General features: G+C 72.5%; 10 protein-coding genes. 5 read left to right on the top strand and 5 right to left on the bottom strand.

What is annotated here, in order from left to right:
- Window position 1 precedes the first annotated feature (1 nt).
- The 3 genes from AC1D29_RS24870 to AC1D29_RS24860 are packed head-to-tail and all read left to right on the top strand — an operon-like array spanning window position 2 to window position 3,083.
- A complete protein-coding gene (locus AC1D29_RS24870) occupies window positions 2-1,801 on the top strand; it encodes a GMC family oxidoreductase (RefSeq protein ID WP_477902540.1) in 1,800 nt (599 codons plus the stop codon).
- Between the two features lie 2 nt (window positions 1,802-1,803).
- The gene (locus AC1D29_RS24865; RefSeq protein WP_477902538.1) at window positions 1,804-2,430 is read left to right on the top strand and encodes a gluconate 2-dehydrogenase subunit 3 family protein; all 627 of its coding nucleotides are present in this window, start codon (window positions 1,804-1,806) and stop codon (window positions 2,428-2,430) included.
- Window positions 2,430-3,083: a 3-keto-disaccharide hydrolase gene (locus AC1D29_RS24860; protein ID WP_477902536.1), complete on the top strand. Its 654-nt coding sequence runs from the start codon at window positions 2,430-2,432 to the stop codon at window positions 3,081-3,083. The genes AC1D29_RS24865 and AC1D29_RS24860 overlap by 1 nt, the downstream gene beginning before the upstream one ends.
- Window positions 3,084-3,107: 24 nt before the next feature.
- On the opposite strand, the gene AC1D29_RS24855 is transcribed toward AC1D29_RS24860, so the two are convergent.
- Window positions 3,108-3,566 carry a rhodanese-like domain-containing protein gene (locus AC1D29_RS24855; RefSeq protein ID WP_477902534.1) on the bottom strand — a complete coding sequence of 153 codons (459 nt, stop codon included), beginning with the start codon at window positions 3,564-3,566 and terminating at the stop codon, window positions 3,108-3,110.
- Window positions 3,567-3,781: 215 nt separating this feature from the next.
- On the opposite strand from AC1D29_RS24855, the gene AC1D29_RS24850 reads away from it, so the two are divergent.
- Window positions 3,782-4,819, top strand: a complete 1,038-nt coding sequence (locus AC1D29_RS24850) for a hypothetical protein (RefSeq protein WP_477902532.1) — start codon at window positions 3,782-3,784, stop codon at window positions 4,817-4,819.
- Between the two features lie 15 nt (window positions 4,820-4,834).
- Here the strand turns inward: AC1D29_RS24850 and AC1D29_RS24845 are convergent, their stop codons facing one another.
- The 4 genes from AC1D29_RS24845 to AC1D29_RS24830 form a co-directional block, all read right to left on the bottom strand.
- Entirely contained in the window at window positions 4,835-5,566 is a 732-nt protein-coding gene (locus tag AC1D29_RS24845; RefSeq protein ID WP_477902530.1) for a response regulator, read from the bottom strand.
- A gap of 256 nt (window positions 5,567-5,822) precedes the next feature.
- Window positions 5,823-7,055, bottom strand: coding sequence for a glycerophosphodiester phosphodiesterase (locus AC1D29_RS24840; RefSeq protein WP_477902528.1), 1,233 nt, complete (start codon window positions 7,053-7,055; stop codon window positions 5,823-5,825).
- A 94-nt stretch (window positions 7,056-7,149) separates the two neighbouring features.
- On the bottom strand, window positions 7,150-8,310 hold the full coding sequence (locus AC1D29_RS24835; protein ID WP_477902526.1) for a sensor histidine kinase: 1,161 nt from the start codon (window positions 8,308-8,310) through the stop codon (window positions 7,150-7,152).
- A complete protein-coding gene (locus AC1D29_RS24830; RefSeq protein ID WP_477902524.1) occupies window positions 8,300-9,607 on the bottom strand; it encodes a sigma-54-dependent transcriptional regulator in 1,308 nt (435 codons plus the stop codon). The genes AC1D29_RS24835 and AC1D29_RS24830 overlap by 11 nt, the downstream gene beginning before the upstream one ends.
- Before the next feature lie 154 nt (window positions 9,608-9,761).
- Here AC1D29_RS24830 and AC1D29_RS24825 point away from each other — a divergent pair, with 154 nt between their 5' ends.
- Window positions 9,762-12,233: an ABC transporter permease gene (locus AC1D29_RS24825; RefSeq protein ID WP_477902522.1), complete on the top strand. Its 2,472-nt coding sequence runs from the start codon at window positions 9,762-9,764 to the stop codon at window positions 12,231-12,233.
- Window positions 12,234-12,293 lie beyond the last annotated feature (60 nt).

Here is a 12,293-nt window from a genome sequence, read left to right as displayed (position 1 = left end):
CATGGGTTTTGTGACACCGCGCACGCTGGCGCGGGACTACGACGTCATCGTCGTCGGCTCGGGCGCCGGCGGCGGCCAGACGGCCTACACGCTGGCGCTGGAGGGCGTGAGGGTGCTGATGCTGGAGGCCGGCCGCCACTACGACTTCCGCACCGAGACGCCAATGTTCCAGACCAGCGCCGACGCGCCGCTGCGCGGTGCCGGCACGCCGGACAAGCCCTTCGGCTTCTACGACGCGACGGTGGACGGCGGCTGGCAGGTGCCCGGCGAGCCCTACACGCAGGCGTCCGACGACCCGACGCAGCGCTTCGACTGGTGGCGCGCGCGCATGCTGGGCGGCCGCACCAACCACTGGGGCCGCATCGCGCTGCGCAACGGCCCCTACGACTTCAAGCCCCACAGCCGCGACGGCCTGGGCTTTGACTGGCCCATAGCCTACGACGACCTGGCGCCTTACTACGACAAGGTCGAGATGCTGGTCGGCATCTACGGCGGCAACGACGGCCTGGAGAACACGCCCGACTCGCCCGACGGCTGCCTGCTGCCGCCGCCAGCCATGCGCGTCGGCGAGCGCCTCATCAAGCAGCACGCGGCCAGGTTGGGCATCCCTGTCGTGCCCATCCACCGCGCGGTGCTGACCAGGAAGCTGGACGACGCCCGCATCCCGGCGCTGCTGCACCCGGGCAACCCGCGCGCGCAGGCGCTGGTCGCCCAGGCCATGCGCGAGCGCGCCGCCTGTTTCTGGGCCACACCCTGCGGCCGGGGCTGTTCCATCGGCGCCACCTACCAGAGCCCGGCCGTGCACCTGCCGCCGGCGCTGGCCAGCGGCAAGCTGGACGTGTTGTGCGACGCGATGGTGTACGAGGTCACGACCACGAACGGCAAGGCGCGCGGCGTGCGCTTCGTCGACCGCACCAGCGGCAAGCACATCGAAGCCAAGGCCCGTGTCGTCGTGCTTGCGGCCAGCGCCTGCGAGTCGGTGCGCATCCTGCTGAACTCCAAGCCGGGCGGCCTGGCCAACAGCAGCGGCAAGGTCGGCCGCTACATCATGGACACGGTGGGCAGCGACCTCGTCGGCCAGGTGCCGCAGCTCGAAGGCCTGCCGCCGCACAACGAGGACGGCGCCGGCGGTGGCCATGCCTACGTGCCCTGGTGGCTGTACGGCCAGCAGGGTGCCGGCTGGGAGAACAAGGGCTTGGGCTTCCCCCGCGGTTATCACATCGAGATCAGCACCGGCCGTCGCATGCCCACCTCGGGCACCGGCGCGGGCCTGGAGTGGCTGACGCAGGGCAGCTACGGCGCGCGCTTCAAGCAGGACGTGCGGCGGCTGTACGGCTCCTTCGTCTACCTGTCGGGCCGCGGCGAGATGATCCCCAACGAGCAGTCCTTCTGCGAGCTGGACCCGCAGGTCAAGGACCGCTTCGGCATCCCGGTGCTGCGCTTTCACTGGCAATGGGCCGCGCATGAAACGCGCCAGGCCGCGCACATGCAGAAGACCTTCGCCGACATCGTCACGGCCATGGGTGGCCGAGTGAACGGTGGCCCCGAGCTGGACGGCGCCAAGGCCATCGCGCCGGGCGGCTCCATCATCCACGAGGTGGGCGGCACCATCATGGGCGCGGATGCACGGACCTCGGTCACCAACGGCTGGGGCCAGACCTGGGACGTGCCCAACCTCTTCCTGACCGACGGCGCGCCGTTCGCGTCCAACGCCGACAAGAACCCCACGCTGACCATCATGGCGCTGGCCTGGCGCACGGCCGATCACATCGTCGACCGGCTGCGCCGAAAGGAACTTTGAGCATGGACCGCCGAGAAACTCTGCAATGGATGCTGGCCGCCAGCGCGGCGCTGGGCGTGGATCGGTCCGCCGGTGCGACGCCTGCGCGCAAGTCCGGCAAGGGTGGCAACGGCTATGGCACCGACCCCAAGCTGACCCTGTCCTACCGCAGCGGTGAGCTGTGGCCGCTGACCTTCACGCCCGAGCAGCGCCGCTGCGCGCAGGCGCTGTGCGGCTTCATCATCCCGGCCGACGCGCAATCGCCCAGCGCCGCGCAGCTCAAGGTGCACCTCTTCATCGACGAATGGGTCAGCGCGCCCTACCCGGCCCAGGCCAAGGACAAGGCCCGCATCGTCGCCGGCCTGGCCTGGCTGGACGCCGAGAGCGGCCGCCGCTTTGCCGGCCAGCGCTTCGACCAGCTCGCCGCGGCCCAGCAGGCGCAGATCGCCGATGACATCTGCTGGGTCGAGAAAGCCAGGCCCGAGTTCGCCGAAGCCGCGAGCTTCTTCGCACGCTTTCGCGACCTGACCGCCGGCGGCTTCTACACGACGCCCGAGGGCAGCCAGGACCTCGGCTTTGTCGGCAACGTGCCCTCCGTCACGTTTGACGGCCCGCCCCTCAAAGTCCTGCAGATCGTTGGAGTCTCCTGATGCGCAAGCTCTTCGCCCTGACCGCCCTGGTCCTCGCCGCCACCACCCACGCCGCCGACATGAACGCCCTCACCCCCGAAGAAAAAGCCGCTGGCTGGCAGCTGCTGTTTGATGGCCAGACGCTGGACGGCTGGCGTGCCAGCGACGCGCCCGGCACGTTCAGCGTCAAGTACGGCGCCATCGTCGTGCGCGGCCCGCGCTCGCACCTGTTCTACGTCGGCCCCGTGCAGCAGCACGAGTTCAGGAACTTCGAGTTCAAGGCCGACGTGATGACCTTCGCCAAGGCCAACTCCGGCGTCTACTTCCACACCCGTTGGCAGGAGGTCGGCTGGCCCAGCCTGGGCTACGAGGTGCAGGTCAACAACTCCCACACCGACCCCAGCCGCACCGGCGGCCTGTGGGGCGTGCAGGACTTTCCCAAGGTCATCGCCCCCGACGGCAGCTGGTTCACGCTGACCGTGCGTGTCGAAGGCAAGCATGTCACCACCTTCGTCGGCGCGGAGAAGACGGCCGACTACACCGAGGAGTCGCCCATCGTGCGCAAGAAGGGCCTGGAGCAGCGCTTCCTGGCCAGCGGCACGTTCGCGCTGCAGGGGCATGACCCAGAGAGCGAGGTGCATTTCAGGAGCATCAAGGTGCGCGTGCTCCCCTGAGCCCGCAGCGGCGTCGACGGCAACTCAGGCGAGCTTGCCGGCCCCGTGCTCGACGGGCTGGCCGGCCGAGGCCCAGCCCTGGATGCCCGGCTTCAGGTTGACCGCCTGGGCGAACCCGGCCGCATTCAGCAGGTGCGTGCCCTTGGGGCCGATGGTGCGACCGTCGCCGCAATAGACCACGAGGGGCTGCTCCCGCACCGCCAGCAGTGCGGCCGGGATGGCCGTCTCCAGCGTGGACAGCGGTGCCAGCAAGGCGCCCGGGAGGTGTCGCGCCTCATAGGCCGCGCGCTCGCGCACGTCGACGACCCAGGCGCCCGCGGCCATCAGCGCCTTGGCTTCCTCGACGAGGACTTCCTTGACGTTGAAGGCTGGCGTGCTGGCCTGGTCGTCTGACCGGGCGAACAGGTAAAGCGCGCCGGCGGCGACGGGCGCCCAGACCAGCATTCGACGCACAGGATCGACAGCAGTGACAGTGGATCGCATGCAACCCTCCCTGGAAGCTGGGGCCAAGCGTAGCAGCAGCCGGCGTGGGCCTAACGGCTGCAGTGGGCGTCAACCCCACCGCGCCATGGGTTTGGTCGAGAGGAGCCACACAAGAGCCATGGCCCGCGCCGCCCGGCATGGCTCTCCGCGGGCGATGCGCCGGCGCGGCGCGCGTCCGACGATGCCGGCCATTCCTTTCCCCGCCGGAGCCCTGCATGCCCACCACCTACCCGACCGCCCCGCGCACCGTGCTGACGCTGCTGCTGGGTCTCGCCGCCTTCTGCTTGCTGACCGACGTGACCCTTGCCCAGTCCGCGCAGCAGCGCCGTCTCGTGCTGGACATCGAACTGCAGCGTCAGGGCCCCGTGCAGGCCGGCGGCGACCGCGGCGAGCAACGCCTGAACCAGCGCTGGCAGCTCAGCGCGCTGCTGGCCAGCGACGGCACGCCCATCCCCTACAACCCGCTGGACCCCGAGGACCACCGCCGCCAACTGCAGGCCGCCCAGGGCGCGCAACGGATGGCCGCCGGCGTACCGATGGCAGCCATGCCCGACATCGGCGCGATGCAGGCCAAGGCCCAGGCGCTGCAGGCGCGCTGCGGCCAGGACAGCGCCTGCCTGATGCGCGAAGCCTCGGCCCTCAGTGCGGCGGCCATGCCGGGCGTCAACCCGGGCTCGCAGGGCCGGCTGCAGGCCTATGGCAATGCTGCGGCTGCCTGCGAGAAGCAGCCCGCCGGCAAGGCCCGCGAGGCCTGCCGCGCCGAGGCGCGCCGCCAGGCCGGCGGCGGCGTTGACGCGCCCGAGGACAGCGGCCCGGCCACGCCCTACCTGCTCTTCACCGGCGTGATGGCCTGTGGCCTGCAGCTGAGCGCGAAGCTGGACGAGCGCGTGCAGGGCCGCTTCAACGACGTGCAAGGCGTCGTCACCTACACCGAGACGGCCTTGGGGCAAGAGACCCGCCGCGACGACCTGCCCTGCCCGACGCTGCAGGCCGTGCTGGACACGCGCAACGGCCGAGTCTGGACGGCGCTGGCGACGGTGCCGCAGGACGTGCAAGGCGTGCGCACCCGCGAGGAAACCAACCGCCGCGCGCAACGCCACGAGGGTCGACTCCCGCTGCAGTGGCTGGAGGCCCAGGCCTGGCTGCAGCAGCGCCTGGTGCAGCTCAGCGCCGACGGCCAGGACCAGGCGCGCCTGCCGGCGGGCACCGGTCAGGCGGAGATCAAGATGAGGTGGAGCTTCAAGCCGGCGTGAGGCCGGGGCGGCGCCTCAGGCGCTCGGCGGCGCCCGCAGGTCCGTCACCCGGCGGCCGCGGCGCGAGGCGGCCGTGCGCAGGTGCATCAGCGACTCCACGCGCTTGAGCAGCTCGCGGTCGTTCCAGGGCTTCTTGAAGATGCCGTAGACGCCTTCGATCTGACCCACGCGGCCGTGCAGCTCGTCGTGGCCGGTGATGGCGATGACGGGCAGGTCCTCGGTCGTCAGGCTGCCGTGCACGTCGGCGATCAGCTCGAAGCCGTCCTTGTTGGGCATCTCCAGGTCCGTGATCAGCACGGCGATCTCGGGGTTGGCGTCCAGTTGGGCGATGGCCTCGTTGCCGTCGTTCACCTGCAACACCGTCAGGCCCGCGCCTTCGAGCAGGCGCCTGAGCTTGGTGCGCACGACCGCCGAGTCGTCGGCGATGAGGACGGTGGGCGGGCCTTCGGGCGCCTGCGGTGCGGCGTCGGGGGCCGGCGGCTGCATGGGCGTGGGGGCCGTGACGAAGGCGCTGGCCATGGAGCGGCCGGCACCGGCCGAGCCGGGCAGCGGTGGCAGCACGACGGGCGGCTGGGCCGCGCGTGGCGCGCCTTCGGGCGGCCGCGGCGGGGGCGTGTACTCGCGCGGGGGGCGGTAGTCGTCACGCTTGAAGGCGGCAATGAGCACGATGATCGCCAGCGGTATCGCGATCAGCACCGGCATCAAATAAGCGCCCAACAACTCCTGCAACTCGTGAAACATCTCCATCCCCGGGGTATCAGACCGGGCAGCCTAACACCCGCCGCCCGGCGTCACCACCGAGGAAAGCCGGCATCACGGCACGACATGCCGGACATTGCCCGCCTTTACCGCGCTTTTTGACGGCGGACCAGCGCCGGGCCGCCCCAAGCCGGCCCGCAGGCGATGTGCTTGCGGCTCGATGCCGCAAGCATCGTCGTTCCCCGGGGGACCGATCAGGTTTGCCGGCGTTCAGCGCGGCAAGGCTGGGCGAGGGGCAGACATCTCAGTCGCGGCTGTTGACGCAGCCGCGGCCGTTGACCAGGCAGCGCGCGTAGCCGGGGTCGTTCTTCAGCAGGAACATCGCGCGCGCGGCGAAGGCCGCGTCCGCGTTGTCCGCGAAGACGCCGTCCACGCCCAGCTCGTAGAAGGCCAGGTACTCGGCCACCGGGCTGCCCTTGTAGTCGCTGGCCAGGCGCTTTTGCTCGCTGCGGAAGGTGTAGGGGTGCACCATCAGGCCCAGCTTGTGCGCGTTGGCGACGATGTCGGTGGCGGGCAGCAGCTTGCGGTCGCGCTCGTCGACCAGGCCGTCGCCGTTGCTGTCGGCGCAGCCGCCGCCGGCCGCGACCGTCTTGCAGGCGCTGGACAGCAGGTAGACCTTCCACGGGCCGACGCCGTCGGCATAGCTGCGCACCTCGGCCAGGCCGGCGGGCGTCAGCAAGTCCTTGAACAGCCCGGCGCGGCCGGACACGACCCAGTCGTACGGCTTGTCATAGGGCTTGTTGAAGGCCAGGCTGCCGTCGGCGTCGACGTCGTCGGCATCCACCAGCTGCACCAGGCGCAGGCTGGACTTGCTGCGCAGGTACTTCAGGTTGGCGGTTTCGAAGGACTGCACGATGACCGGTGCGCCGCGGTGGTTCCAGCCGGCGCGGGTCAGCACGCGCAGCAGGCGGTCTTCAAGGGCCAAGCCGATGCTCTGGTGGTAGGTCGGGTGCTTGGTCTCGGGATAGATGCCGATGCGCCGGCCCTCCTCGGCCGACTTGCGCTTCACGAAGGCGATGACTTCCTCGAAGGTCGGGATCTCGAACTGGCCGTTGAACGACGGGTCGCGGTCGGCCAGCGGCTGGATGGCGCGCAGCGTCTTGATCTCAGCCAGCGTGAAGTCGCTGGCGAAGAAGCCGACCTCGGGCGCGCCGTCGATGACGGCCGTGCGCTTGCGCGACGCGAACTGCGGCAGCGAGGCGACGTTGGTCGTCGCGATCAGGTTGGGCTCGTGGCGGGCGATCAGGTGGCCGTCCTTGGTGGCCACGAGGTCGGGCTCCACGTAGTCGGCGCCCATCGCGATGCCCAGCGCGTAGTTCTCCAGCGTGTGGTCCGGCAGGTAGCCCGTGGCGCCACCGCGGTGGCCGATGACCAGCGGCGCGTTCTCGGCACGGGCGCGGGAGTGGTCGTGCGCGCTCGCGCTCAGCGAAGCGGCGGCGAGCAGGCAGACGCCGGCCCAGCGAAGGGGTTTGAACATGCGAGGTGCTCCAGTCGGATGCAGGGAAGGCAGAGCGTCGCAGGCTAGGCAGCCGCGGTGACAGGGCCGTGACCCGTCACCCCCTAACTTGTCGTCAGAAGGTCAACACAAAGCAGGCGCCGCCGCCGGGCCGCTTGGCGTAGCGCACCGTGCCGCCCAGGCCGTGCACCAGCTGGCGCACGACGGCCAGGCCCAGGCCGCTGCCGCCGTCACGCGTCGTGAAGAAGGGCGTGAAGATGCGCCCCTCCAGCCCCGGCGCGACGCCCGGGCCGTTGTCGCTGACGCGCAGCCGCAGCCGTGCGCCGCGGCTCAAGGACGCTTCGATCCGCAGCTGCGGCTGCGCCCGCCCGGCGCAGGCCTGCAGCGCGTTCTGCGCCAGGTTGATGAGCACCTGCTCGAGCTGCGCCGCGTCGGTGCGCAGCGCCAGCGTCTCGGGCTCGGCGGCGATCTCCACCGTGCCGCCCGCCTGGCCCCAGGCCGGGGCCACGAGGCGCTGCACGGCCTGCAGCAGCGGCAACAATGCCACGTCGGCCAGCGTGGGCGCGGGCGGCTGGCTGACGCTGCGGTAGCGCTCGACAAAGCCCTGCAGATGCGCCGCGCGCCGCGCCAGCGTGGTCAGCGCCGCCTGCAGCTCCTCGTGTTCGCCGGCGTCCAGCAGCGCCGGCGCGCTGGCGGCCAGTGATGCGATCGGCGTCAGCGAATTCATGATCTCGTGCGTCAGCACCTGCACCAGCTGGCGCCACGCCGCCAGCGTCTCGGTCTCCAGCTCCGACTCGATGGGCGCCAGCGCCGCCAGCCGCCACGCCTCGCCTTGCACGGTCAGCGCCGCCACGGCCAGCACCGCGCGTTCCTGGCCATGCTCGGTGGGCAGCGTGACGACGCGCCGGCCGGGCTGGGCGTCCAGCAGCGCCAGCAGGTCGGCGGGCGCCACGGCGCGGCCGGGCGCGATCAGGCGGCGGGCCGCGACGTTCAACGCCAGCGGCGCGCTGCCGGCCACCAGGCGCCACAGCGCCAGCGGGGCGTGCTCCAGCGCGGCGTCCAGGTCCGGGCGCGGCGCGGGCGGCGGGTCGGGCGGCAGCGGCGCGGGGCGGTGGGCGAGGCGGCCCAGCGCGGCCCAGCCCAAGGCCGCGGCGGCGAGGCCGGCCAGCGCACAGGCGACAAGCAGGCGCGGTGAGGCCAGCGACGCGACGGCACCCGCTGAACTCGCCGCCAGCGCGACGGCGGCGGCAGCGACGCGGGCGCGATCAAAGCCCATGCTTGTCCAGCCGCCGGTACAGCGCCGCGCGGCTGACGCCCAGCAGCCTGGCCGCCCGGCTGATGTTGCCTTCCGCCTGCGCCAGCGCCGCCTGCACGGCCTCGCGCTCGCGCTGGTCCAGGTCCAGCGTGGGTGGCGCGGCCGCGGCGGCGGGCGAGGCTGATGCGCCCAGGCCGAAGTCGTCCCACGCGAGCACCGGCCCGGTGGCCAGCAGCGTCGCGCGCTCGCAGGCCTGGCGCAGCTCGCGCACATTGCCGGGCCAGCGGTAGGCGCTGAGCCTGGCCAGCGCATCGGCTGTCAGCTCGACCGGCCGCTTGGCGAACTGCGCCAGGTAGTGGCGCAGCAGCAGCGCGATGTCGCCCGCGCCGCGCTCGCGCAGCGGCGGCACGCGCAGCACCACGGTGTTGAGCCGGTACAGCAGGTCGGGCCGGAAGCGCCGCGCATCGAACAGCTCGGCCTCCGCCACGTTGGTGGCGGCCAGCACGCGCACGTCCACGGCCACCGGCTTGTCGCTGCCCAGCGGCGTCACCTCGCGGCGCTCCAGCGCGGCCAGCAGCTTGGCCTGTTGCGCCAGCGGCAGGTTGCCGATCTCGTCCAGGAACAGCGTGCCGCCGGCGGCGGCCACGAAGCGCCCGGGCCGCGACTCGCGCGCATCCGTGAAGCTGCCGCGCCGGTGGCCGAACAGCTCGCTCTCCACCAGCGCCTCGGGCAGCGAGCCCATGTCGACCGCCAGCAGCGGGCCCTGCGCGCGTGGCGACGCGGCATGCAGCGCGCGCGCCACCAGCTCCTTGCCGACGCCGTTCTCGCCCAGGATCAGCACGCTGGCCTCGCTGGCGCCCACCTGCGCAATCTGCGCGCGCAAGGCCCGCATCGCGGCGGACTCGCCCAGCAGCTCGCCCACCGCCGTTGAACCTTGCATGGGCGCGCGTCGCGCCAGCGCCGCCTGCACGCACGCCACCAGCCGCTCGTTGGGCCAGGGCTTGGTGATGAAGTCCACCGCGCCGGCCTTCAACGCCTGCACGGCCAGCTCCACCTCGGCATAGGCCGTCATGACGACGACCGCCGGTGCCTGGCGGCGCGCGACCACCTCGCGCAGCAGCGTCAGGCCGGCCGCACCGTCGCTGGCGCCTGGCGTGAAGTTCATGTCCAGCAGCAGCACATCGGGCCGGGTCTCGTCGAGCGCCGCGGCCAGGTCACGCGGGTCGCTGCGCACGACCACGGAGCCGAGCCGGCGCAGCGCCAGCCGCGCGGCCAGCGCCACGTCGGGGTCGTCGTCGAGGATCAGGATGCCGGCCATGGAAGGGCGCGACTGTAGGCGCCCGTTGTCCACCGGGGCAAGACGGTGTCCGGAACCGGACAGTCGGGGTGTCCGCAAGCGAACGCTTACCGGTCATGCCGGCCCCGCCTTCCCAGGCAGAAGCCGCTGGCCCACCTCTTGCAAAACAAGCGACATGAACCTCACCACCTCCACCTGGCGCAGCGCCTGGCGCCAGCTGCGTGCCGAACCTGGCCCGGCCGCCCTCGTCATCGCCGGGCTGGCGCTGGGCCTGGCGCTGACGCTGCTGACCGCCAGCTTCCTGCAGGACGTGCTGTGGCCGGATGCCGACCTGCCCGAGCGCGACCGCCTGGTCACGTTCGAGTTCCAGGCGCGCGGCCCGGGCGGCATCACCACCGAATGGTTCGGCGACGTGCCCATCGTGCCGCTGCACCGCGAGCTGCGCGCCAACGGCGCGCCGGTGGAGGCGATGAGCCGCGTGCTGTTCACGGGTCTGCCGGCGCGCTCGGCCGATGCCCAGGGCGTGCAGCGCAGCACCCGGCTCAGCATCGCGCTGGCCGATGCCGACGTGCAGGCCATGCTCGGGCTGCGTCCGCTGGCCGGTGACCTGGCCGCGGCGCTCGCCACGCCCGAGGGCATCGCGCTGAGCGCGGCGTCCGCCGAGAAGCTGTTCGGCACCACGCAGGCGCTGGGCCGCACTTTCACCCTCGCGCTGCCGCCCGACCCCCAGGGCCGCGCACCGGCGCACCTGTTCACGCTGACGGTCAAGGCTGTGTTGCCCACGCCCAACCTGAACGGCGCGCTGGTGTTCGACGCCATCGCCGGCTTCAACGCGCCGGCCGCCAAGGCCTACCTGGCCATGTCGGACAGCTGGTACCAGCCGTCGGGCCGCCTGTACGCCCGCCTGCAGCCCGGCGCGCAGCCCGCGCAGCTGAGCTCACTGGCGCAGCGGCTGATGGACCAGCAGCCCCTCCCGCCCGGGTTCCCGATGAATTTTCTGAAGGGCGGCGGCAAGGCGGCCTACATTCGCGCGCTGCCGGTGAAGGACGTGGGCCTGCATGGCGCCGGCAGCCCGCTGCGCCGCCTGCAGCTGGGCAGCCTGGCCGCAGCCGCCGCCGGCGTGCTGGCGCTGGCGGTCATCAACTTCGTCAACCTGTGGAGCGTGCGCACGCTCAAGCGCCAGCGCGAGATCGGCCTGCGCAAGTCGCTGGGCGCGGGCGCGCCGCAGCTGGCGTGGCAGTTCTTCTGCGAGGCCGCCGTCGTCGCGGGCACGGCCGGCGCCCTGGGCCTGCTGCTGGCCTGGTGGGCCACGCCGGCCGCGCAGGTGTTGATGCAGCGCCAGTTCCACGCGCCGGTGTTGGCGCCGGGCATGGTGGTGTTGACGGTGCTGCTGTGCGTGGTGATCGCCGCCATCAGCGCGCTGCCGCTCAGCGCCATCGCGCTGCGCGTGCGGCCGGCCGAATCGCTGGCCGGGCGCAGCCACAGCGAGGGCGCGGCCAGCCGCTGGCTGCGCCTGCTGATGACGACGATCCAGTTTGGCGCCGCCACCGTGTTCGCGTCGCTGGCCCTCACGGTGCTGTGGCAGGCCGAGCACACCGGCGCCATCCCGCGCGGCTTTGAGCTGCAGGACCGCGTGGCCATCGACCTGCCCTGGGAGGCCGAGCCGGCGCAGACAGCCGCGCTGCTGGCGCGCGTGCGCAGCTGGCCCGAGGTCATCACCGCCGCCGCCGCCGAGGACGTGCCCGGCCGCGACTTCGCCAGCTGGTATGGCGAGTTCCGCGGCGCGGGCGGCAAGTCGGTGAGCCTGCGCACCGGTGTCGGCTTCACGCCGGGGTATCTCCAGCTCTACGGCATGCGCGTCATCGCCGGGCGGCTGTCGGCCGACCATGTCGCCGAGGTGGCCCAACAGGGCATCGTGCTGGACCGCAGCGCCGTGCGCGCGCTGGGCTTTGCCAGCCCCGAGGAGGCGGTGGGCCGGCAGCTCGGCACGGCGCCCAACATCGACGACGGCAAACCCGCCACGGTGGTGGCCGTCATCGACGACATCCGCCTGGAGGGCCCGCGCAGCCCGCCGCAGCCGCATGCCATCCGGCCGGTGGCCGAGCGCGGCGGCGGCGCGCTCGGCGTGCACACCCGCGATGCCAAGGCCACGGCGGCCAAGCTGACCGCGCTGGTCAACGAGCGCTTCCCCGACGCCGATGCCAGCGCGCTGCCGGTGCGCGACATGCTGCTGCAGAAGGTGGCCGACGACGCGCGCCTGGGCCGGCTCATCGGCATCGCCGGCCTGCTGGCGCTGGGCCTGGCGGCCGTGGGCGTCTACGGGCTGGCCGCCTACACGCTGCGCCGGCGCGAGCGCGAGATCGTGCTGCGCAAGCTGCACGGCGCCGGGGCCGGCGCGGTGGCGGGCCTGCTGGCGCGCGAATTCGCCGGCGTGCTGGTCTTGGCCTGCGCGGTCGCGCTGCCGGTGGCCGCGTGGCTGTCGCAGCAGCACCTGGCGGGCTTTGTCGAGCGCGCGCCCGTGGGGCCGTTCTCGCTGTGGGTGCTGCTGGCGGCCACGGCACTGCTGGTGGCGGTGACGGCGCTGGCCGTGGCGCGCCACCTGCACGCGGCGCTGGCGCTGCGGCCCTTGCAGGCCTTGCGAGGGTGAAATGGCGGAGCCTCTCGCCCAAGGACTGCCTTGGCCAATCCCCCGCGCTCGGCCCGCAGG

The sequence above is a fragment of the Roseateles sp. P1_C6 genome (assembly GCF_056406315.1).
This window is presented reverse-complemented; position numbering and strand designations above follow the sequence as displayed.